This is a genomic window from Epilithonimonas hominis, from assembly GCF_003730015.1.
In the GTDB taxonomy this organism is placed as follows: Bacteria; Bacteroidota; Bacteroidia; order Flavobacteriales; family Weeksellaceae; genus Epilithonimonas; species Epilithonimonas hominis.
In genome coordinates, this window is sequence record NZ_RJTU01000034.1 from 171640 (window position 1) to 194770 (window position 23131).

Consider the following 23131-nt stretch of genomic DNA (forward strand, 5'->3'; position numbering starts at 1 on the left):
AGTTTAATAAAATCATTTATCAATCATCATTAATCATTTATAATTAATCCGTGAATTTCGAGTTTTACAGTCCGTGGTTTTTACTGCTTTTTATTTTGTTCATTCCATTATTGATATTGGATTCGGGCAAGAAAAAGAGTAGAGGAATTGTTGTGCCTTCGGTGAAGAATATGCAGCCGAGCGGAAACATTTCGCTGGTAATGACTTTTCTGAAGATTTCGAAATATTTCATTCTTACCGCTTTGATTATTGCTTTGACAAGACCGAGAACTTATACAATTTCTCAGGATAGAGACGAGTCCAAGGGAATTGATATTATGCTTTCAGTGGACGTTTCACTCAGTATGTTGGCGAAAGACCTTGACCCAGACAGATTAACAGCGTTGAAAAAAATCGCAATTGATTTCGTTAATAAAAGAGAAAATGACAGAATTGGTTTGGTCGCATATTCGGGAGAAGCTTACACCAAAGTTCCTTTGACAACCGATCACCAAGTGGTTATTGATGAATTAAATCAACTTAATCCTCTCGAATTACAACCAGGAACAGCAATTGGAGAAGGACTTTCTGTTGCTGTCAATCATTTGAAAAAAAGTAAAGCCAAAAGTAAAATCATCATTTTGATGACCGATGGTGTGAATACTGTTTTGAATGCGATGCCACCACAAATCGCTGCAGAACTGGCAAAAAATAACAGTATCAAAGTTTATACGGTTGGAATTGGGAGCAATGGATATGCAGCAATGCCCACAGCGACCAATATTTTCGGTGAATTGGTCTTCACGGAAACCAAAACTCAGATTGATGAAAATACATTGATGGATATTGCGCAGTTGACTGGTGGAAAATATTTTCGTGCGACTTCCAACAGTAGTCTTCAGAATGTTTATGATGAGATTAATCAATTGGAAAAGTCAGAAGTGAAAACTTCGAAATTGTATAATTATGAAGAATATTTCAGAATTTTTCTTTGGATAGCTTTAGGAATTCTATTGTTGGATGCGTTGTTGAGATGGGTAATTTTTAAAATTTTGAATTAAACTGATGAATTGGTATTTAGGAAATTACTGGTATCTGTTGTTGCTTCTGTTGTTGCCTGTCATTGGTTACTTCATCATTCATTATATTCGTTGGAAAAACCGCAAAAGAAACCTTTTCGCAGAAAATAGATTCCAAGATGTGTTGTTCGAGAAAACATCTGGCTTTGCAAAGCTATTTCCAGTTTTATATTTACTCGGATTTCTATTTCTGATATTTTCGATTATTGACCTTTTGGGCGGGAAAGAAGAAATTAGTGTACAACAAAATGTAAGCAGCACAATTTTCGTTCTGGATGTTTCCAACTCGATGAATGCTCAGGATATCCAACCGAGTCGATTGGAAGAAGCGAAAAATATCATCATCAATTCTCTTCAAAAGATGACGAATGATAGAGTAGGAATCATTGTTTTTGCAGGCGATGCTTATTCTGTAATGCCTTTGTCCAGTGATTATTCTGCCGCTGAGACTTATCTTTCTGGAATCGAAACCAGCGTTATCCAAAACCAAGGAACCGACTTTCTAAAACCAATCCAAATCGCTGCTCAGAAATTTAAAAATATCACCAAAGGTTCTCGAAATATTGTCTTAATAAGTGATGGGGAGGATAACGAAGGTCACGAGGATGAAGCTATTAATCTTGCCAAAAAAGAAGGAATCAGAGTAACGACGATTGGTGTGGGAACGGAAGAAGGCGCGCCAATTCCTGAATATTATTTTGGACAATTGATGGGTTACAAATCTGATATGTATGGAGAAACGGTTGTTTCAAAGTTACAAACGAAAGCACTTAAAAATATAGCTAATTCAACCGGAGGTAATTATCTCGACGGGAACAATCTTGATAACGCCATTAATAATCTTATCACCGAACTTCATAAGTCCTCAAGTTCCACCAAAACTACGATAAGTTCACAATCTGCAGTTCATTATTACCAATACTTTTTGGCGGTTTCCGTTTTGTTTTTCTTTTTGATTTATCTTTTCAATCCGAAGAGGGATTTTAATTTGTAGAATAATTAGGGCAGCTTAATCCGCCTTCCGCTCCCAATCTTTTCACTCCACTTCGTTGCGTAAAAAGGATTTCCGCTCAAGTCGGGCTGCGAGTAATTCAATATTTGATAGATATACTGGAGCATACCTGTACAAAAGTCTTCGACTCCGCTCAGACTGACGTTGTGATAATAAATTTGTTACACTGAGCGGAGTCGAAGTGTTTTAATTTCCAAAATCAGCGAGAGATATTACTCAAACCTTAGCATTCAAAAACTGATATCTCCCATCCTTATAATCAGCAAAAATATGATGCAAACCATTGCTGATGATGATTTGTTCTGCTCCAAGCAAACTGTTGTAGCGCGCAATTTGCTCAAAGTGAATTGGCTTCAAAGGAACATTCGGAGCTTTACATTCGATGAGGATTTTTGGTTTCGTTTTTTCTGTAACTAGAAGGTCTATTCGTTTCGTTGTTCCGTTTAGTTCCAGTTTTTGTTCTAGGATTAATGAGGATAAATTTTTCTTTTTCACAAACCGAAAATAATGCAGCCAATGTTGTCTCACCCATTCTTCTGGTGTGAGTACAAGCCAGCTTTTCCGAACCAAATCATAGATAAAAAATGTATCTTTGTCTTGTTTGATTTGAAAATCGAACGTGTGATCAAAATTTAGCTTCGGAACTTGCATATTTTAAGATGAAAGAAATAGATATTATCCTCAAAAATATTAAAAATAAAGAACTCTTACCGGTTTATTTTTTTCAAGGCGACGAGGTTTTTTATATCGATTTGGCTGTCAAGCATTTTGAGCAAGATGTTTTGGAAGAAGATGAGAAAGCCTTCAACCAAACCGTTGTATATGGTCGAGATACTAATTATCTGGAGGTACTTTCTTTAGCGAGGCAATATCCGATGATGGGTGACAAACAGCTTATCATTGTTAAAGAAGCGCAGGATATGAAACTGAATGATGAGGAATCTAAAGCTTTGGAAACTTATCTTGAGAATCCCGTTCCTTCTACCATTTTGGTTTTTGCGCATAAACATAAAAAGTTGGACGCTAGAAAGAAAGTAGCGAAAACTTTAGCCAAATCCGGAATGCTTTTTACGAGCGAGAAGATGAAAGATTATCAGCTTCCGACTTGGATTCAAGGGGAAATGTCTGTAATGGGAATCAAATCTGCGCCCAACATCAGCCATCTTTTGGCAGAATATCTTGGGAATGACCTTTCCAGAATAGCCAACGAACTGAACAAGCTGAAAATCGTTCTAAAAGACGGCGCAGTTCTGGACGGAAAAATCATCGAGGAACACGTAGGAATCAGTAAAGATTTCAATATCTTCGAGCTTCAGAAAGCTTTGGCAACGAAAGACCAAGCAAAGGCTTTTAGTATTGCTTATTATATGGGAAAAAATAAAAAATCGAATCCCATTCAAATGGCTTTTGGTGCGCTTTATAATTTCTTTTCCAACATCATTATTTATCATACTTTGAACGGACAATCGCCTCAAACAATTGCTACGACAATGGGCGTAAATCCTTATGCGATTAAAGATTATTCGGAAGCTGCAAGATTTTATCCGTTAAAACACGCAACAAGAGTAATTTCTATTCTTCGTGAAATGGATTTGAAGTCCAAAGGTCTCGGCGTAAGACAAATGGAAGATGAGGAAATCTATAAAGAAATGGTTTATAAAATCATAAAAATTGATGAACTGAAAGTTTCTGTCTAGATCGATTATTCAATAGTCTAATGAATAGCATTGACAGTTTAGATAGGTTTTGAATAATTAATTCCCGACATTTGTATCCGATTTTTTCGGACAAAGATTTATATTTGAAAATTCTCACTGCACGGGAGAATCATTCACTCGAAATTAAAAATAATTCAATATTAAAAATGGAAAATAATATCTTAGACTGTGTGATTGTAGGTTCTGGACCAGCTGGTTTTACAGCGGCAATTTACGCAGCAAGAGCAAGTCTTAAACCTGAACTTTTCACAGGATTGGAACCTGGAGGACAATTAACAACAACAACGGAAGTAGAAAATTTCCCAGGATATCCGGATGGAATTACCGGACCAGAAATGATGCTTCAGCTCCAAAAGCAGGCGGAACGTTTCGAGACTAAAGTTCATTACGAAATGATTTCTAAAGTTGAGTTTTCCAAAGAAAGAGGCGGAATTCATAAACTGAGTACTGGTTCTCGCGAGATTTTGGCAAAAAGTGTGATTATCTCTACAGGTGCGACTGCAAAATATCTGGGCTTAGCTGATGAAAAAAAATACGCTGGCGGAGGAGTTTCTGCGTGTGCAACTTGTGACGGATTTTTCTACAGAGGAAAAGATGTAATTGTAGTTGGAGCAGGAGATACAGCGGCAGAAGAAGCAACTTATCTTTCTAAGATTTGTAATAAAGTGACATTGTTGGTAAGAAAAGACCACTTCCGTGCTTCAAAAGTAATGGTTGACAGAGTTTTGAGTACACCAAATATCGAAGTGAAATACAATCACGAGTTAATAGGAATCGAAGGTGAAAACGCTTTGGTAGAAAGAGCTAAAGTGGTTAATAATTTGACAGACGAGGTTTCTACAATAGATGTTCACGGGATTTTTATTGCAATTGGTCACAAACCAAACACGGAAATCTTCAAAGGACAAATCGACCTAGACGAAAACGAATATATCATCACGGAAGGTAAATCAGCAAGAACCAATCTTCCTGGAGTTTTCGCAGCAGGCGATGTTCAGGACCACCATTACAGACAAGCTATTACAGCTGCAGGAAGTGGTTGTATGGCAGCAATGGATGCAGAAAAATATCTTGGTGAATTAGCCGGAGAAAACCATACTTGGGTTGAACAATAATTGATAGATTATTAATATCATAAATCAAAACCGCCGGAGAATTTCTCCGGCGGTTTTTTAATAAAGAACTATTACAAAAAATTGATTTATGGTGAAGTGTTTTTAGAGGAATAATTACTTGTCGCTAAAGGCCAATTTTGCATTAGTATTAGGTCTACTTACAGTCCTTTTCTCGTCTTTATTATGGATTTTGTAGTACAAAAATGCGATGAAGGTTGGTTTGTGATAGATTTTATAATATCGATATTCTGTCTGGAAATGTCTGATATTAATTTTATAAAAGTCATATCCAATAACAACCAAAAGACACACGCTGATGACATAAAACACACGGAATTCCAAACTGTAATAGGTTAATCCAGAGAAGATTGCTCCTAAAACGTAAGCGGCCATAATACTTGTCAATAGTTTTGCTCTGGCAATTAATTCGGGGTTTTTTCTGAATTTTTTCTGAGTAAACATCGATGCCAATATTCCCAAATCTGTAGTGGTTCCCGTAAGGTGCGTTGTTTTTACAGAGAAGTTTGAGATACTCGCCGTTAAACCATTTTGTAAACCAGTTGCGAATAACATCAAGGCTACCAAAGCTTCGGTTTCTCCTAATGTTTTTTTGTAGTAAAATTGTCCATAGATTCCCACTGTCAAAAGACAGAGTATTTCTAATATAATTGGAAAAGCGTGGGCAAAATATTTACTTTTTTTGTTGAAGTTGATGACACTTAGATTCGCTACAAATCCTCCGAAGAAGAATAAGAAAATCCATCCTGCAACCACAGCAACCTGTGCCCAGTTTCCTTGACTTATTTCTGCTGCGAAAATCGCATAATGTCCTGTTACGTTGGATGTAAAAGACAAGAATATCAATAGAGATGCTATGTTTATAGTCCCTGCAGTGAATGCAGTCAGCATCCCCAGTCTAATGTTGTCTCCCAACGTTCTGCTGTTACTATAATTTCTTAACATTGTGATTTAATTTAATGATTGAATAATAAAATTTCCCGAGAATCAGATTCTAAGAGAAAACTTCGGCAAGTCTGCCTTTTTCATGAACAAATTCCGGAGCTTGGGTCATAATTTCCACAGCTTCCAAATGCTTACATTTTTTGACATACGGCGTAATATCAAACTGACCTTTGCTTAGATTATTACTTTTTGAAGAGGAATAATAAGCTTCATGGATTTCCGTAGCTTCCACATAATTGTTGAAAGTTCTTTGGAAGCTTCCAGTGAAAATGTCACAAGTGATTTTGTTGATCAGATTCGGATACTTGTTATTGATAATGCTGTAGGCATCGCAAAACTCCTGCGGTCTTATTTTTCTGAAGATGGTACTCTTAGAAGTGAACAAAAGATCTCTGATAGAATCTCCCATATCGTAACCAGCTACGAAAAGGATGTTGTATTGATTTTCATCATTTTGATCATTTTTGTTTTTTAAAACTTTTTTTAGAATATCCAGAGATTCTAAAGAAAAATCTGTAGCAATTAAAATGGTTTTGATCATAATATTTTGATTTAATTGGTTTTGTTACTTTTTGATGATACAAAACTATTATGACCAAATTAGAATGCTTTTGGAACGAAATTAAAATGTAATTAAAGAGATTAAAATGAGATTAGAATTTCAATTAAGAAATTAATTTTAGAACGAAATCTAAGTTCAAATGTGTAGATGAAAATATTTTGGGCAGCTTTTCCGCCCTCCGTTCCCGCTATTTTTCCCCAAGCTAAATCCAAGCTAAAAAATGAGCTCCACTCAGGTCGGGCTGCGAGAGATTCAACGTTTTTATTCCGTCGGAACATAAATAGGAAAACGAATCTGGACCGTTGTTCCAACATTTTCTTTAGAATTCACGATCAATTCGCCATTATGGATTCTGATAATGTTTCTTGCCAAAGGTAAACCAATTCCATAACCTTCATAGTTTTTCGTATTAGAAGCCCGGAAAAACGGATCGTAGATTTTATCCATTTCAGAATCAGGAATCCCGATTCCACTGTCTTTAATAATAATATAAACGTGATCATCGGTCGCACCAAGAGAAACTTTAACCTGTTGGAAGTTAGAATATTTGCAACCATTGTTGATGATGTTTGCCATGGCGAGATGCAGGAGCTGTTCGTTACCTTGAACTTTCAGTTTTTTAGGATTGTCCGGTAACATACTGATATCCATAAAAACATTATTCTTAGCATTGATTCTTGTAGCAGTTTCAATAACATCCCAAAGCAACTGATCCATTCTCACTTTATCCATTTTCTGAATTTTCCCATCAAATCCAGTTTGGGCAATCATTAGCAAAGCCTTGATTTTTTTATCCAGTTTTTCAGCTTCATTCAGAATTATCTGAAGCGTTTCCTGGTAATGTTCATTTGATCTTGGGATAGATAACGCCACATCAGCTTCCCCCATAATTGAAGTGAGAGGTGTTCTGAGTTCGTGCGAAACATTTCCAATCAAGTGATTTTGGGTTTCAAAAGAGGTTTCAATCCTGTTCAACATATCGTTGAAAGTATCGACTAGTTCATTCAATTCTTTATTTCCTGGCTGAGATTCCAATCTAAGATGCAGATTCTCTGAACTGATTTCTTTTACTTTTCCTGTGATTTTAAGAATTGGGCGGAATAGCGTCTTAGATAAATAAAAAGAAAAAATCATAGAAAAGAACAAAGCCAAGATCATACAAGTCATCAAAGTTCTCTTCAGATAGCCCAAATAATGAACTACATAATGATTTTGTGCCGAAGCTATTGCAATGTAAGTTTTATTATTTGAAGTAAAAGATTTTCCTATATAATAGAATTCTTTGTCATTATAATTGGATTCTCCTTTTTTTACAATGCTTTTGAAAAAACTATCTGGAATATGAATTTGTTTAGAAATGTGACTGTAATTAGAATCCTTCGGAACTTCGAAAACATAATCTTTTTCCATCGGAAGTTCTTCGTCATTCAAGCTATTCAGAATATGATTTTCTGGAATATCAAGATGTTCTTTGCTTTTCTCGATTTGGACAATTGTTGTTGCTCGGATTTTCAGTAATTCGTAAAAACGCTGATGTGAAAAATTAACAATAGAAAAATATACCAATCCACTGAACAGTAGAATGACAACTGTAAAAACCAGCATCAAAAGAAGCATTGTTTTTGTTTGATTGGTAGGATTTCCTTTCAGCACTGTTTATGTTTTTTTTAGAACGTAACCCATTCCTATTACAGTGTGAATCAGTTTATCATCATCCTGAGTGTCTAGTTTTTTTCTTAGATAATTAACGTAAACGTCCACAACATTGGTTCCTAATTCGTAGTTCACGCCCAAACTGCTTCCAATATTTCGGCTCTGGAAATCACTTTTTCAGGATTATTCAGAAAATAGAGTAGAAGCTTGTATTCTGTTGAGGTAAGCGAAATTTCTGCTCCCGAGCGGGTTACTTTTTTGGTATAATCATTAACTGTTAAATCAGAGAATTGATAAGTATTTTCATCATCAATTTCGTTGGATTCGTTTCCGTTGCTGTGTCCACTTCTTCTGAGAAGAGATTTGATTCGCGCCACCAGTTCTATGAATTTGAAAGGCTTCACAAGATAATCGTCGCCACCACTTTCTAGACCTAGGACTATATTCTCGGAAGAATCTAAAGCGGTTAAAAATAGAATAGGTACAGTTTTATTTTGCTTCCTGATTTCTTTACAAACTTCTAGACCATTGATGTCCGGCAACATTATATCGAGAATAATTATATCGAAATCATTGTCATAGACCAATTTAATGCCTGTGGCGCCGTCCAAAGCTACGGTGATCTCATAACCCAATTCTTGTAATCCTTTTTTGATAAAGGAAACAACGCTGGATTCGTCTTCTATTAGAATAATTTTTTTCATAACTAATCCTTACAAAAGTATTAAATTAGATTTTAAAACTGCTGATAGAGGTAACGATCCGGAAAAGTGAGCTTTTCACTTTTCCTGTTACCATTTATAGTGATATGGATGATGTTCATCTGGTCATCAAAAATATTGTAAAGAAAGCTTACTGCTGTTTCTATTTTCTTTGGATTAGCGACTGGTTCGGACTCTAGAAAAATCTCGACACTTTCTTTATCTTCCTCAAAACCAATAAAATTTACGTTTGTTAATTGATTATTGACTTTCAGTTTAAGATATTCTGAAGCATAATTTTTAAGAATCTGCTGCATTTCTTTTTCGGACTTCTTGTCCATAAAGTGCAGATTTTTTCCATATTTTTTATTGACAGCATTTTCTAAATCATCCATAAAAAATCTGCCTGTGATCTCGAAAGTTGAAGATTTCTTGTTATAATTAAATTCCATAGATCCAACGTGATACGGATGAAATTTGAAAGACAGTAAGGATAAAATCAACGAAAAAAGAACTAAGACCGGCGCAAATCTCTTCATCTAAAAATATTTTGAACTCGAAATTAATCATTATTTTCGTAAACCTTTTTTAAATAATAACAAAATGCAGGATTTTATTTTTTATCTAAAAGTGGGCTGGGAACATATTATTTCATTGGATGCCCTAGATCATCAGTTGTTTATTTTGGCGCTGATTGCTGTTTATGCTTACAACGATTTCAAAAAAATCCTGATTCTGGTAACAGCGTTCACAATAGGCCATTCTATCACATTGGCACTTAGTTCGCTCGATATTCTTAGAGTTCCCAGCAAGTGGGTCGAGTTTCTGATTCCGCTTACAATCGTCATTACTGCTTTGGATAATATACTGATGAAAGGCAAACAGAACAATCTGATGAAGGTAAATTATTACTTGGCACTGATTTTTGGTCTCATACACGGAATGGGTTTTGCCAATACTGCCAGAATGATGATTGCAAAAGAGCAAAGCCTGTTTGTTCCTCTGCTTGGGTTTAACATTGGTTTGGAACTCGGTCAGATTGTTCTGGTTATTGTGATTTTGGTTATTCTTTTCTTTTTGCTGAAACTGTTTAAAGTAAATAGAAAGGATTGGATTCTTTTCATTTCTTCGGCTGTTTTTGCACTTTCTATCAAGATGACTTTAGAAAGATGGCCATTCTGATGCGTATTTCGCCTAATTTTTCGTAACAATTTCTTACATTTGGTTACTAGTAAATAAACAATAATAAATTTTCTGATAGAATGAACACAAAGGTTTTTGGATTTTTATTCTGCTCGGCAATGCTTTCTGCACAGAACATCCAGAATAATCCGGGAAGTAACCACGGAAATAAATTTGAACAACTTGGAACCATACTTCCTACTCCCAATGTTTACAGAACTGCTTCCGGATCACCAGGACAATCTTACTGGCAGCAGCGCGCAGATTATGAGATAGAAGCTTATCTGGATGAAGATAAAAGAAATCTGAGAGGTTCTGAAACTATCACGTACTACAATAATTCTCCGGATGATTTAGACTACATCTGGCTGCAGCTGGATGAAAACCAGCAATCTTCTGTTAAAAATGCAGATTATCCTTTTTCGTCCACACTAGGGAAATTTTCTGTTGTTGAAAAGCTGAGACCGTCTGAAGTGCCTGAGAAGGACAACGGATATGGCGTAAATCTGGAAAAAGTTACTGATGCAGCGGGCAATGCTTTGAGTTATGTGGTAAATAAAACGATGATGCGCATCGATCTTCCTAAAGCTTTAAAAAAAGGAGATAAGTTCGTATTTAAGATTAATTGGAATTATAATATCCCAAATCGTTTAGAAAAAGGAGGAAGAGGCGGTTATGAGAATTTTCCGGAAGATGGTAATGATCTATACACTATAACACAGTGGTTTCCAAGGATGTGTGTGTACAGTGATTTCCACGGCTGGCAAAATCATCAGTTTACAGGAAGAGGCGAGTTTGCTTTGGTCTTCGGAAATTACAAAGTCAAGATCAATGTTCCGGCGGATCACATAGTTGGCGGTACAGGTGAGTGTAAAAACTACAGTCAGGTCCTTACATCGGATCAGCTTTCGAGATATAGAAAAGCAGAATCTTCTAATGAGCCCGTAGAAATTGTTACTCTAGACGAAGCTAAAAAAGCAGAAAAAAAGAAATCGAAGGAAAGAAAAACCTGGATTTTCGAGGCAAACGATGTTAGGGATTTTGCCTGGACATCTTCCAGAAAATTCGTGTGGGACGGAATGCGGGTTACTATTCCAGAAAATAACAATAAGGTAATGGCAATGAGTTTCTATGGAAAAGAAGCTTACGGACTTTACAGAAAATTTTCTACAAAAGCCGTGGCGCATACCATCAAAACTTACTCAGAATTTACAATTCCTTATCCGTATCCGGTAGCTCAATCTGTAGAAGCTGCGAATGGAATGGAGTATCCGATGATCTGTTTTAACTACGGTAGAACGGAGAAAGACGGAACATATTCTGAAGCAATTAAAAACGGAATGCTCGGTGTGATTATTCACGAAGTAGGACACAATTTCTTCCCAATGATTATCAATTCTGATGAGAGGCAATGGAGCTGGATGGATGAGGGGCTGAACACGTTTGTAGAATATCTTACCGAAGAAAAATGGGACAATAAATTTCCTTCAAAAAGAGGACCCGCTTGGACAATTGTCGATTACATGAAACTTCCAAAAGATGAGTTGGAACCTATAATGTCCAATTCTGAAAACATTGCAAGATTCGGACCTAATGCCTATTCTAAGCCGGCAACCGGACTTAACATACTCCGCGAAACCATTATGGGAAGAGAACTGTTTGATAAAGCATTCAAAACTTATGCAAAGAGATGGGCTTTCCGCCATCCTGAGCCGGCAGATTTTTTCAGAACAATGGAAGATGCCAGTGGCGAAGATCTAGACTGGTTCTGGAGAGGTTGGTTTTATGGAACAGATCCTGTCGATATCGCTATAGATAAAGTAACGGTTGCAACACCGGATTTTGATGCGATTCCAAAGTCCGAAACTGTAAAATATAATGTTGATAAACCAGTTTTGAATGATTTTGATGATATTTCCAAAGTCAGAAACAGAGAAGACAAAAACATCAAATTCTACGTTGATTCCGATAAAGATGTTCAGGATTTCTATTACAGATATGACCGTGGTCAGGAAAAGGTGGACGTCTCTAAAACTTATACAACAATTAATGAAAATTTTGATAAAGTTGAGAAAAAAGATATCCGCAAAGAAAATAATGTAACAGCTTATCAAATCGATTTTTCTAATAAAGGCGGATTGGTAATGCCAATTATTCTAGAGTTTACCTTCGAAGACGGAACAAAGCTGAAAGACAAAGTTGGCGTTCAGATTTGGAGAATGAATGAGCAGAAAGTTTCCAAAACCTATTATTTCGAAAAGAAATTAAAATCTGTACAGCTAGATCCAATGAGGGAAACGGCGGATATCGATACGTCTAATAACTGGTGGGCAGCATCTCCTACAGATCCTGCAGCGAGTAAGTTTCAGGTTTTCAAACAGAAACAAAAAGAAGCAGCTAGAGGCGCATCAAATGGTAAAGTCAATCCAATGCAGGCATCGGGTCGCTAATAACTTTAAAACTCTGAATTTTTTCAGAGTTTTTTTGTTACTTTATTGAAAAAAAATAGTTTTCAGAAATGAAATAATAATAAAATAGCTTTTAATTTTAAACTTAATGTTACTACACTTAGATAATTACCAGATTGGAAATTTGGAAGATAGAAAAAGAATAGCGCTCATCAATTCATTAAGCGGGTTTAAAAGTCTAAATCTGATTGGAACGATAAATAATCAAGGTCAAACCAATTTGGCTATCTTTAATTCCGTTGTGCATATCGGAGCGAACCCTCCTTTGATGGGATTTATCTCTCGTCCGGATTCTGTTGAAAAACATACTATTGAAAATATCAGACAAACGTTTTATTATACAATCAATCATGTCAATATAAATATTTTTGAACAAGCGCATCAGACGTCTGCAAGATATAAAAGAGATGAATCTGAATTTGTAGTCACAGGTTTAACACCGGAATACAAGAATAATTTTCCTGTACCATTTGTATCGGAATCTAATATTCAGATTGGTTTGGAGCTACAAGAAATTATCTCTGTGAAAACTAATAATACACTTCTCGTTGTTGGCGAAATAAAACATTTGTTTTTTCCAAATGACATTTGGGAAGATAGTGGCGTTCTTGATATTGAAAAGGCGGGGTCTGTTACTGGCTCATCTTTAGATGGTTATCATAGCACACAATTAATTACCAGGCTGAAATATTCAAAGCCTTGATAATAATTATCTTTAATTGTTTATTAACTTATAGAGTTGTGGAGTAATACTTTATTTTATAATCAAATTTATCTTCTCTAAAAATAAATCATAACTCTCTGTATTATAAGGAATTTCGATATTGTCACTCACTACAGTTGTGCCATGATTTGATTTATTAATAGAAACAAAATTTTTAAAATTCATTATTAAGATTTATGAAGTTTTATAAAGTCAGAATTTTCAGCAGGGATTTCTTCGAACATCTTTAGGCTTTTGCTCGCCAAAATCTTATTAATATCGTTTAAGCGGATATCTTAATAGACACCTCATCCCTTGATGGAAAATAATATTTAAAATGTCATCAGCAAAACATAATTCAAACACAAAAGAGTTTACAACCGAATTATCAAATCACTGCAATCAAAGAACTTCAAAATGAACATCTAAAAAAATATCTTGAGCACAGAGGACTCTCTCGCACTATTTATCCTTTTTTAAAAGAGGTACATTTCAAAACAGGAGATAAAAATCTATACGCTGTCGGTTTTCAAAATCAATCCGGAGGATGGGAACTGAGAAATTCATTTTACAAAGGAGCAATCTTGAAAAAAGATATTTCGATTATCAATTTGGAACAAAAAACCGATAATCAAAATGGAAAGAATGTTGCCGTTTTCGAGGGCTTCATTGATGCTTTATCGTTTATAGAAATGCGCAAAAATTTCACCGGAGATTTACTCGTAATGAATTCAATCGCCTTACTGAATAAAACCAAAGAACACTTGAAAAATTATTCGGAAATCAATTTGTTTCTGGATAACGACCCAGCAGGATTGAAATGCAAAAATGAGATTTTGCAATCATTCCCCAACGCCAAAGATTATTCTGAAATCTACGAGAATCATAAGGACTTGAACGAGCATCTGATGGATATTAAAAACGATTTATCAAAATTCGGCAGATAGTTAGTGCAAAAAGTACCCAATGTTTACAAAAAGCGTGGACGCTAATTGTAAACATTGGAATTTTTTGGTTTTTTCCTATCGTCAAAAACATCTTGAAAAACCTTTTTAAAAACAAACTGAATGTTGATTAAATAATAAATACACACAAATATGGAGAATGATTTTTTGAAAAGTTTTGTACTGAAAGTCTCCCGTGAGCAGGAACAAAAAAAAGAGACGGAAAACAGAAAACAGTACTTCCGTGAAATCGGAAAAAAAGGAGGGCTGAAAAAGAAAAGTGCGAACCATCTTTTACGAGTTGTTTCCGTTCGTTTTACCGAAAAGGAGTTCAAATTTCTGGAAGACGAAGCTCAAAAATATAGCTTGAAAATTTCGACCTTTTTACGAATGGTAGCAACAAAAGAGGAATTGAAAGTCAAGGAATTTGAAACAGATAAAATCCTTCTGGAATATGGCAATAATTTTATACGAATCGCCAACCTTTTGAGAAATTCCGAATGGTCTGTTTTTGAAAATAAAAAAAATATCCTGCTGGAAATCGAAACCGTTTTGGGACTGATAAAACAATACCTCTATCAAAAGATACAGGAACTGGAGAATCTTCAAAATGAAGAGTTATGAATAATTCAGCAACAACAAGACGGATTTCCAAAATCGCTTTAGAATACAACGGAAACGACAAGGGAACTGCAAAGATGCTTAATACAAACAATCTTCTCGGAAGAAGTCCCGAAGAACACTTTTTGGAAATGAAAGCGGTTGCGAAGAGAAATTCCAATGTTAAAAAGTGGGCTTTGACAGGTTATGTCTCCCCACCAAAAGAAACGGGCGACAGGCTTTCCGATGCGGAATTGGCGAAAATCACAATACTGGCTCTCGCAAAGGTTGGAGTTTCGGAAAACAACCAATACCGTTTGGACGTACACAATTCCACGAAACAGAAACACATCCATTTTGTGGTAAACAGGATTGATACTTTTGGAAAGTGTACGGTAAAATCCCACAACATCGGGGAGAATTTTGGAAAAGCTGTCCGAGAAATCTGCAAGGATTTGGGGATAAAGACCGATATCGAAACAGGCATTGAAAAAAGAAATGAGATGTATGAGAATCTTGTTTCCAGTATCACAAATTCCAAGAATTTTGACGAGCTGGTTTCGGAAATGTCAAATCGGGGCTATCTGGTTTCGTTGTCGAGCAATGTCAAAGTTGGGATTTCGGGAATGAGAATCGCCCTGAAAACGGATATTAATGAAGAAACGTCACTGCAGTACAAGGCAGGATATAAGCTTTCAGAAATTACGAACAAGCTGAAAATATCGGAGTTTAAGCAAATCTTTGAAGAGAAAACAAAACCTTCGGAACAGCTGATAATCTCAAATGATTCTGAATTTTTTAAACAAAATAAACCGAAGGAGGATTTGAGGAATAATGGAATTGGAATAGATAACAATAACAAATTTAAACGCTAAAAATATGGACAACACTGAACAAAACGGAGAGGAGCTTTTGCAAAGAATAGTAGAATCCTGCAAAACAAATACTGAATCTACTATAAAGACCCAAGAATCACTTGAGGATTTCACAGCCCTCTTGCTTGAATGCGAACACTCACTTAGAAGTGGGTTTGCTTTGAATGAGGAAATATTCGGAGTTCAAAAAAAAATATTGAAAGAAACCATAAGTCAGATTCCACAAATGATAACAGCAGAGCTATCAAAGGATAGTCTGAAAATTATCAATTCATTCAATCGAAAATCAAATTTTGTCTGGATAGTTTTTGGAGTGGTTCTATTGTCCTTATTGACGATTCTTCTAAGTGGCAATCTTGCACTTAAATGGTATGCCGAGAGTATTCGTTCCAAAAGCGAGCTTAGGCAGGAAATTCTTTCCGAGTTTGAGAAAGACGGAAAACAGCTTTATCCGAAAAATGACGTTCAACAATTAGAAAATAATACGAAACTCCTGCGAAAATGGATTGAGAAAAACCCGAAAGATGCAGAGAAATTCCTGAGATTCAAGGATGGGTATGAGGCAAGGTAATTCTCCTGTATTTGTCCTTTATCGAATAAAAATTTTGATAAAAATACCATCTTTATGATATAAATTTGTTTTCAATAATTTAATACTTTTCGTTTATAAACAATTATATAAAATACTTTTTAAATGCTTTATAATTTAGCTTGTAATGGATTTATTATAGTAGGATAAATTTATTGTTAATTTTTTCAAAATTGTATGATATATTTTATACTTTTAAGTTTAGCAAAACAACTATTGCTGTATTTTTTCTTTTTTGTAGAAGCACGATTATTTGAATAATTAAAATATATGATTTACGACCAGATATTTTGATATTGTGCTTCGATAGAAATTAAAATTTATAAAGTTAATAGTAAAATAAATTTTGCATTGTAAAAAAAATAACCATCAAAACGAAAATTATATGAAACACAAACAACTTATAGATGTCTTAAAAAGTTATGGCAGAATATCAGAGTTAGAAGAAATTAAAATAAGAGAAAAGTTCATTATAAAGGAAGTAGGTAAAAAAGAAGTATTAGTTGAAAAAAATTCGCCTTGCAATAAGCTTTTTTTTATCAACAAAGGACTATTACGAGCATATTTTATTAATAATATGGGGAAAGATATTACTAGAGCATTTGCTTGGGAAAATAGATTTATCACTAATATTATTAGTTTCAAAAATTTTAATCAAAATAACGAAACTATAGAGAGCGTAGAAAATTCTGAACTGTTATATATCAGTAGAAATGGTTTTGATGAATTACTACGCACTTCGCAGAATTTCAAAAGCATTTATATTGAGATTCTTGAAGAATACAATGCCTTTAATTTAAAACGTTTTGAACATCTAAATATAGGAAATTCTTTAGAAAAGTATGACTATTTTAATAATCATTTTTATTTTCTACAAAATAGACTTACTGATACATTATTATCAAGTTTTCTCAATATTTCAAGGAAAACTGTAGAAAGATTAAAAAAAGTTTGATGAAAATTAAAAATTGCGACATGTGTCGCAATTTTTAATTTTTAATAAGCATACTTTTGAAATACATAATCAAAAATGTATATTATGAAAACAAACAAATCAATTGAAAACCTTCAGTCAAAAAATCTTGGAGGTTTTAAGAAAGCGTTCGGATCCAAAATCTATGGAGGTTGTACTACTTGGACTATCAAAGAAGTAGTAATTACAGTACATAAAAAGCTTGCAGATCCAGATTTAACAAACGATGGCTCTGACGGAAATGGACCTTGTTAATCTAAAATCAAAAATGACAAATAGTAAGCATAAGCTTACTATTTGTTTTATGATTTCTTTTTTTATTTATTCCTGTAGCGCTTATGACAAAGCATCACAGTATAATACTTTTTCAAATGAGGATGGTTTTGTAAAATATCAGAATGATACCTTAGGAATAGATATGTTATTATATGGTGATTTTAAGTTTGCAAATAATCAGGAAGAATATAATACGTTATCGTTAAAGGACAAATATCCAAGCCGAAAAAGAATTATCTATGGGCTAACAACAGATCCAGCTTATTATTTTAATATCTCATTAGTAAAAAATGGAAAAGCATCTAAACTAGATACTATTAAAGATTTATCTTGTGTAAATGGGCTGAAAAGCAGGCTTGCTGTTTCAAAAAAAGCTCCTAAAAGTGATATTAAATTTTTATTAGACAATTTTAAATGCATTAAATGATTTTAATTATATCTCGCGATTCTGATACAACTACAGATTTGGTAATGGAATGGTTATCTCATTGGGGGTTACCATTTTTAAGGCTAAATGAAGATTTATACGAAGATGTATTTGTAGATTATATTCAAAATATCGTGAGAATTAAAGATGTCGATACTAAAGATATAAAGGTTGTTTGGTTTAGAAAGTTCCCTAATATTTTGATGGATGAAGAAAGAGACGTCATTCAGAAACAAATATATAAATCTGTAATTAATTTTAGGATTAGAGAAGGAATATCTTTTAGAGAATATTTATTCCAAAACCTGGATGATAACAATGTTAAATGGCTTACTAATCCTTTTTTTGCAAATGAAAATAAGCTATTGCAAATGAAAGCAGCTCAGAGAAATGGTTTGAACATCCCGGAAACTTACATATTAACATCCAAAAAGGAAATTATAAATTTGCTTAAAAATAAACAAGAGTATATAACAAAGCCTTTTGAAAACTGTATGCATCTAATGTTTAGAGGTAAATCTATCGGTATGAAAACGACAGTAATAAATTCATATATTAAAGATATTCCAAATGAGTTCCCACCCTCACTGATACAAAAACGAATAGATAAAAAATATGAATTAAGAATTTTCTTTTTAATGGGAAAGTTCTTTACCGCTAAAATTTGTGATGAAGATTTGAGTGAAGTAGATCATAGAATTAATATGATTTACTTAAAAGGCAGATTTGAAAATTTTAATCTTCCTACTGAAATAGAATACAAACTTTGTAAAGTCTTGCAAGAAATCGGTTTAAATTGCGCCTCAATCGATATGATAATTGATTCAAATGATGAATATTTCTTTTTGGAAATAAATCCTACAGGGCAATTTACTTATCATTCTTATTATAACAATACTTATCTTGAAAAAGAAGTTGCATTAGCATTAAAACAACTATATGAAACAGCCTAAAAACAGATTCAATTTAATTTATTTTACCTTAGACCCATTACTTACAGAAGAAATAAAAAAAGTTAATCAGCAGATAAATATTAACACAGGATTTATTTCCTCAAAAAAATATAATACAAACTCTTTTAAAGTTAAAGTTTATGATAAGGTAAGTACACCTTTTATTGACACAACATTATTTGAAAATGAGCAGTAAGTACTTTGTTTTATATCAGGATTGCTATATTATTACAGGAGCGAAAAATACTTTATTGTGTGATATTTACCGACAAAATATTATTGATATAACATCAATTTATAATCAATTTAAAAACCTACGGTTTTTAATAGAAAGTCCTGAAAATTTAGAATTAATAAATTACTTAATTTCCCAAGAACTAGGATATATCATTGATAAACTACCAACTAATATCGATGGAAAAAAAATAGAATGGTTTAGCCCTTCTCCAGTTAATGAGGTAATAATTGAACATAAGAAAAAAGATGAATTTGATATAAACAAAGCATACAGTCTTATCGAAACACTATCTGTAAGTTTTCTCCAAATACGATTTTTAGAGTTTAGTCTTTCCAAATTACAAGTAATTTCTAAGCTTCTTAAAAATTCTTGCATCAGGACGATAGAAATTATTTTGCCTTACGTTAATGAAGATGAAAACTCTAAAATAATAAATTTCTTAAGAAAAAATAAACGTGTACAAATAATCTATTTTTACAACGCACCTTTCAATAAGAGTGAACAAGAAACTGTTGAACTATTTAATATTGTTTATTACAAAAAAAATCTCACCAATGAAAAATTTTGTGGAATTATAAATGAAGATTATTTCACAAATGATATAAAGAATTTCTCAAAAGCACATAAATTTAATAGCTGTTTAAAAGATAAATTATTTATATCCTATAAAGGCGACCTAAAAAACTGTCCGTCATTACAAAGAGTAATCACAAATATTAATGATTTCTCATTCGATCATCTTATAACTGATATAAATAACGACGAAATAAGAAACATTACTAAAGACCAAATAAATATCTGCAAAGATTGCGAATACAGATATTTTTGCAACGATTGCAGAGCTTACAAAGAAAATCCCAATGATAGCTTCTCAAAACCCCTAAAATGTGGATATGACCCATATAAAGGAGAATGGGATGACTGGACTAAAAATCCCCTAAAACAAAAAACAATAAAATATTATGGACTTGAAGAAACTATTTAGCTTTTTAATAATGATGTTTTGTATCACTACTTATAGTGCTCAAAAATTCAGAGTATATTATGATTTGAAGTATAAAGCAGATTCTACAGATGAAGAAATGGATAGTAAAAAAATGATTTTAGATGTTAAGGATAAAATTGCGAGATTTTATTCCTATAAGCTCTATAGAAGCGATTCTACTTTGATTGCAGATAAAAAAGTGGGGAGAGAGACGATGACAAAATCTATGGATTATGACTTTAGTGTTATTAAAAATTATTCTACCGGAGACGTTCAGAAATTTTACAGGATATGGATGGACGCTTATGAAATAAAAGAAAAACTACCTAAACTGAATTGGAAAATTACTACCGAAACAAAATTAATTGATAACTTAAAATGCCAAAAGGCTACAGTCAGTTATAAAGGAAGAAACTGGGAAGCTTGGTTTTCTCCGGATATACCTTTCAGCGAAGGTCCATACATTTTTAATGGTTTGCCAGGGCTAATTGTTTCTATTTATGATACTCAAAAAAATTATGATTTCACAATGATAGGATTAAAAAAGGACTTTGAAGAAGTATATACAGAAAATTATAATATTGTAACGATTCCAGTTAATTATACTCAGTTAAAAAAAGTTTTTATTGACTATTACAATGATCCCTATAAAGAAATGAAAGCTGGATATACAAAAATGAAAACAGTGGATCAGTCAGGAAAAGAAGTCAGTGTGAATTATAATGAGCTTACCAAACAGAAACAACAACAAATAAAAAAATTCAATAACCCTATTGAATTTGCAGACAAAATAAAATATCCTTAAACGTGCTTTTTTTTCCTTATTACAATCAGCCAGAATCCAAAGATTGTGGAGCAACTTGTTTAAGAATTATTAGTAAATTCTATGGTAAAAATATTCCCTTAGAAGATCTACGTGTTTTGTCAAAAACAACACGGGAAGGAGCAAGCTTATCAGGCTTGCTCGAAGCTGCTGAAAGTTTAGGGTTTAAGACATTAGGTTCAGAAGTAGATTTTACTACCTTAAAGGATGATGCTCCGCTTCCTTGCATTGTTCATTGGAATAAGCAACATTATGTGGTGGTTTATAAAATCAGCAATAAAAAAATATTTATTGCTGATCCTGCAATAGGTAAAATAAAGTATAATCACGAAGATTTTTATAAATATTGGGCATACGAAGAATCAGACAGCGGAGAAAAAAAAGGCATTGCACTTTTTTTTGAACCTACCCAAGTTTTTGAACAAAATAAATATACTAGTAAGAAAGGTCAAACAAACACTTTTAATTATATTAATAAACACTTTAAAGCAAATAAGAAGCTCGTAACTTACCTCATTTTTGCTTTAATAGCAGAAAATATTTTAGCATTTTTTTTCCCTTTTTTCACCAAAAATATTGTAGATAAAGGTATAAAGCCAAAAGATATTAACTATATCTATCTCATCCTTATTGCCCAATTATCAATTTTTTTAGGACAGATAACCATAGGTGTTATTAGGTCTCACATCCTTTTACATTTAAGCACAAAAATTAATATTAAATTAATTTCTGATTTCTTAAAAAAAATGATGAAGCTTCCCATTTCTTTTTTTGATACCAGGCTTACAGGAGATCTTCTTCAAAGAATGAACGATAATTATAGAATACAACAGTTTCTTACAGGGAATTCGTTAGATACCTTATTTTCTATATTGCACTTTATTGTTTTTGGGAGTATTTTATTTTATTACAATTTTACCATATTTATTGCCTTTTTCTTAGGAAGCTTACTCTATATATTTTGGCTGATTTTTTTTGCTCAGAAAAGAAAAATATTGGATTATAAACGCTTTGCCCAGCAATCACAAGAGCGTTCCAAAACTTTAGAAATTGTTTCAGGAATGCAGGAAATAAAAATTAACAGTGCAGAAAATCAAAAAACAAAAGAATGGGAAAAAATACAAGAAAATCTTTATAAAACTCAAATCGAAGTCTTAAAAACAGAGCAATGGCAAAGTGTGGGATCAACACTTATTGGGCAATTAAAAGATATTTTTATAACCTTTTTCTCCGCCACCCTAGTTATTCAAAATAAGCTAACTATAGGAGAAATGATTTCTATCCAATATATTATAGGACAATTAAATGTACCCTTATCACAATTAATATATTTTGTGAGATCTTTTCAGGACACTAAAATAAGCATAGAACGTTTAAATGAAATACACTCAAAAAATAATGAAGATGAAAATGTTCAACCTGGTACTCTTAAAATAGAAAGCAACAGCATACATTGTGAAAACATTTCTTTTAGCTATTTCGGAACAGAAAAAGCTCTTTTTGAAAACCTAAGTCTTCACATTCCTAAAAACAAAATAACAGCAATAGTGGGGACTAGCGGAAGTGGCAAGACCACATTGATAAAGTTATTACTTAAGTTTTATAATCCTACGTCAGGCATTATTTGGTGGAAAAATACTGATTTAAAAAGCATAGTTTCAAAAGATTGGCGAAAGAGCATAGGAGTTGTAATGCAAGATGGTTTCATTTTTAATGATACCATCGCCAAAAATATTACAATCGGTTATGATAAAATAGACAAAGAAAGGTTAGATTATGCAGTCAAAACAGCCAACTTGGAGAATTTTATATTGGATTTACCATTACAATTAAATACTTTAATAGGGAATGATGGCCATGGGATCTCTGGAGGACAAAAACAAAGAATCCTAATTGCTAGAGCAGTATATAAAAATCCGGAGTTTATTTTCTTTGATGAAGCCACCTCTGCATTGGATGCGGAAAATGAAAAGATTGTACATAATAATTTACAAGAATTTTTCAGAGGAAAAACTGTTGTAATTGTAGCACATCGCCTTTCCACGGTAAAGAATGCAGATAATATTGTAGTTCTTAAAAACGGAAAAATTGCAGAACAAGGAAATCATATACAATTAACAAAAAGCAGAGCAGACTATTATAATCTTGTTAAAAATCAATTAGAATTAGGACATTAATTATAACTCTTCAAAACAAGAAACAGCTTCAGTTTCAAAACCTGCTGTTAATAAAGAAATTTAGCTTTAAAATAAGGGCTCAGCCAAATTGGTTGAGCCTTCTTATGTAAAAGTAATTAGTCTCTCCTTAAACCAC

At 33.3% G+C, this 23131-nt stretch carries 24 protein-coding genes and 1 pseudogene; 19 read left to right on the forward strand and 6 right to left on the reverse strand.

Annotation, left to right across the window (positions count from 1 at the left end; all coding sequences use genetic code 11):
- Window positions 1-95: 95 nt before the first annotated feature.
- Together EGH73_RS05285 and EGH73_RS05290 are read left to right on the forward strand one after the other, a co-directional pair.
- Entirely contained in the window at window positions 96-1040 is a 945-nt protein-coding gene (locus EGH73_RS05285) for a VWA domain-containing protein (RefSeq protein WP_245985430.1), read from the forward strand.
- Between the two features lie 4 nt (window positions 1041-1044).
- Window positions 1045-2052 (forward strand): VWA domain-containing protein, encoded by a 1008-nt coding sequence (locus EGH73_RS05290; protein WP_123280980.1) that lies wholly within the window; start codon window positions 1045-1047, stop codon window positions 2050-2052.
- A gap of 234 nt (window positions 2053-2286) precedes the next feature.
- Here the strand turns inward: EGH73_RS05290 and EGH73_RS05295 are convergent, their stop codons facing one another.
- Window positions 2287-2721: a type I restriction enzyme HsdR N-terminal domain-containing protein gene (locus EGH73_RS05295; RefSeq protein ID WP_123280981.1), complete on the reverse strand. Its 435-nt coding sequence runs from the start codon at window positions 2719-2721 to the stop codon at window positions 2287-2289.
- An 8-nt stretch (window positions 2722-2729) separates the two neighbouring features.
- Here EGH73_RS05295 and holA point away from each other — a divergent pair, with 8 nt between their 5' ends.
- Together holA and trxB are read left to right on the forward strand one after the other, a co-directional pair.
- Entirely contained in the window at window positions 2730-3767 is a 1038-nt protein-coding gene (gene holA, locus EGH73_RS05300; protein ID WP_123280982.1) for a DNA polymerase III subunit delta, read from the forward strand.
- A gap of 167 nt (window positions 3768-3934) precedes the next feature.
- The gene (gene trxB / locus EGH73_RS05305) at window positions 3935-4903 is read left to right on the forward strand and encodes a thioredoxin-disulfide reductase (protein WP_123281003.1); all 969 of its coding nucleotides are present in this window, start codon (window positions 3935-3937) and stop codon (window positions 4901-4903) included.
- A gap of 114 nt (window positions 4904-5017) precedes the next feature.
- Here trxB and EGH73_RS05310 read toward each other — a convergent pair whose 3' ends face one another.
- The 5 genes and pseudogenes from EGH73_RS05310 to EGH73_RS05335 all read right to left on the reverse strand — a co-directional run bounded on the left by EGH73_RS05310 (window position 5018) and on the right by EGH73_RS05335 (window position 9321).
- Complete coding sequence (locus EGH73_RS05310; protein WP_123280983.1) at window positions 5018-5866, reverse strand: YoaK family protein; 849 nt, start codon at window positions 5864-5866, stop codon at window positions 5018-5020.
- A 49-nt stretch (window positions 5867-5915) separates the two neighbouring features.
- Window positions 5916-6407: a hypothetical protein gene (locus EGH73_RS05315; protein WP_089770444.1), complete on the reverse strand. Its 492-nt coding sequence runs from the start codon at window positions 6405-6407 to the stop codon at window positions 5916-5918.
- A gap of 282 nt (window positions 6408-6689) precedes the next feature.
- Window positions 6690-8081 (reverse strand): sensor histidine kinase, encoded by a 1392-nt coding sequence (locus EGH73_RS05325; RefSeq protein ID WP_245985431.1) that lies wholly within the window; start codon window positions 8079-8081, stop codon window positions 6690-6692.
- A gap of 3 nt (window positions 8082-8084) precedes the next feature.
- A pseudogene (locus EGH73_RS05330) lies at window positions 8085-8785 on the reverse strand (response regulator transcription factor).
- A 32-nt stretch (window positions 8786-8817) separates the two neighbouring features.
- Window positions 8818-9321: a DUF6702 family protein gene (locus EGH73_RS05335; RefSeq protein ID WP_089770441.1), complete on the reverse strand. Its 504-nt coding sequence runs from the start codon at window positions 9319-9321 to the stop codon at window positions 8818-8820.
- 64 nt (window positions 9322-9385) lie between these two features.
- Here EGH73_RS05335 and EGH73_RS05340 point away from each other — a divergent pair, with 64 nt between their 5' ends.
- The 15 genes from EGH73_RS05340 (at window position 9386) to EGH73_RS05410 (ending at window position 22995) form a co-directional block, all read left to right on the forward strand.
- Window positions 9386-9964 (forward strand): HupE/UreJ family protein, encoded by a 579-nt coding sequence (locus EGH73_RS05340; RefSeq protein ID WP_089770440.1) that lies wholly within the window; start codon window positions 9386-9388, stop codon window positions 9962-9964.
- Window positions 9965-10044: 80 nt separating this feature from the next.
- A complete protein-coding gene (locus EGH73_RS05345; protein ID WP_123280984.1) occupies window positions 10045-12414 on the forward strand; it encodes a M1 family metallopeptidase in 2370 nt (789 codons plus the stop codon).
- Window positions 12415-12520: 106 nt separating this feature from the next.
- On the forward strand, window positions 12521-13135 hold the full coding sequence (locus EGH73_RS05350; protein ID WP_089770438.1) for a flavin reductase family protein: 615 nt from the start codon (window positions 12521-12523) through the stop codon (window positions 13133-13135).
- A 584-nt stretch (window positions 13136-13719) separates the two neighbouring features.
- Entirely contained in the window at window positions 13720-14082 is a 363-nt protein-coding gene (locus tag EGH73_RS05355; RefSeq protein ID WP_123280985.1) for a toprim domain-containing protein, read from the forward strand.
- A 150-nt stretch (window positions 14083-14232) separates the two neighbouring features.
- A complete protein-coding gene (locus EGH73_RS05360) occupies window positions 14233-14703 on the forward strand; it encodes a plasmid mobilization protein (RefSeq protein WP_123280986.1) in 471 nt (156 codons plus the stop codon).
- The gene (locus EGH73_RS05365; protein WP_123280987.1) at window positions 14700-15554 is read left to right on the forward strand and encodes a relaxase/mobilization nuclease domain-containing protein; all 855 of its coding nucleotides are present in this window, start codon (window positions 14700-14702) and stop codon (window positions 15552-15554) included. The genes EGH73_RS05360 and EGH73_RS05365 overlap by 4 nt, the downstream gene beginning before the upstream one ends.
- Before the next feature lie 4 nt (window positions 15555-15558).
- On the forward strand, window positions 15559-16125 hold the full coding sequence (locus EGH73_RS05370; protein ID WP_123280988.1) for a hypothetical protein: 567 nt from the start codon (window positions 15559-15561) through the stop codon (window positions 16123-16125).
- A 403-nt stretch (window positions 16126-16528) separates the two neighbouring features.
- Window positions 16529-17098, forward strand: a complete 570-nt coding sequence (locus EGH73_RS05375; RefSeq protein WP_123280989.1) for a Crp/Fnr family transcriptional regulator — start codon at window positions 16529-16531, stop codon at window positions 17096-17098.
- A gap of 84 nt (window positions 17099-17182) precedes the next feature.
- Window positions 17183-17371 carry a hypothetical protein gene (locus EGH73_RS05380; protein ID WP_123281005.1) on the forward strand — a complete coding sequence of 63 codons (189 nt, stop codon included), beginning with the start codon at window positions 17183-17185 and terminating at the stop codon, window positions 17369-17371.
- A 13-nt stretch (window positions 17372-17384) separates the two neighbouring features.
- Window positions 17385-17819: a hypothetical protein gene (locus EGH73_RS05385; protein ID WP_148041681.1), complete on the forward strand. Its 435-nt coding sequence runs from the start codon at window positions 17385-17387 to the stop codon at window positions 17817-17819.
- The gene (locus EGH73_RS05390) at window positions 17816-18772 is read left to right on the forward strand and encodes an ATP-grasp domain-containing protein (RefSeq protein WP_123280991.1); all 957 of its coding nucleotides are present in this window, start codon (window positions 17816-17818) and stop codon (window positions 18770-18772) included. Before EGH73_RS05385 ends, EGH73_RS05390 begins: the two co-directional genes overlap by 4 nt.
- Window positions 18759-18968, forward strand: coding sequence for a hypothetical protein (locus tag EGH73_RS05395; protein ID WP_123280992.1), 210 nt, complete (start codon window positions 18759-18761; stop codon window positions 18966-18968). Before EGH73_RS05390 ends, EGH73_RS05395 begins: the two co-directional genes overlap by 14 nt.
- Complete coding sequence (gene gwsS / locus EGH73_RS05400) at window positions 18958-19995, forward strand: grasp-with-spasm system SPASM domain peptide maturase (protein WP_123280993.1); 1038 nt, start codon at window positions 18958-18960, stop codon at window positions 19993-19995. The genes EGH73_RS05395 and gwsS overlap by 11 nt, the downstream gene beginning before the upstream one ends.
- 10 nt (window positions 19996-20005) lie before the next feature.
- Window positions 20006-20800, forward strand: coding sequence for a GLPGLI family protein (locus tag EGH73_RS05405; protein ID WP_245985433.1), 795 nt, complete (start codon window positions 20006-20008; stop codon window positions 20798-20800).
- Between the two features lie 2 nt (window positions 20801-20802).
- Window positions 20803-22995 carry a peptidase domain-containing ABC transporter gene (locus EGH73_RS05410; RefSeq protein WP_123280995.1) on the forward strand — a complete coding sequence of 731 codons (2193 nt, stop codon included), beginning with the start codon at window positions 20803-20805 and terminating at the stop codon, window positions 22993-22995.
- Window positions 22996-23131: the final 136 nt, after the last annotated feature.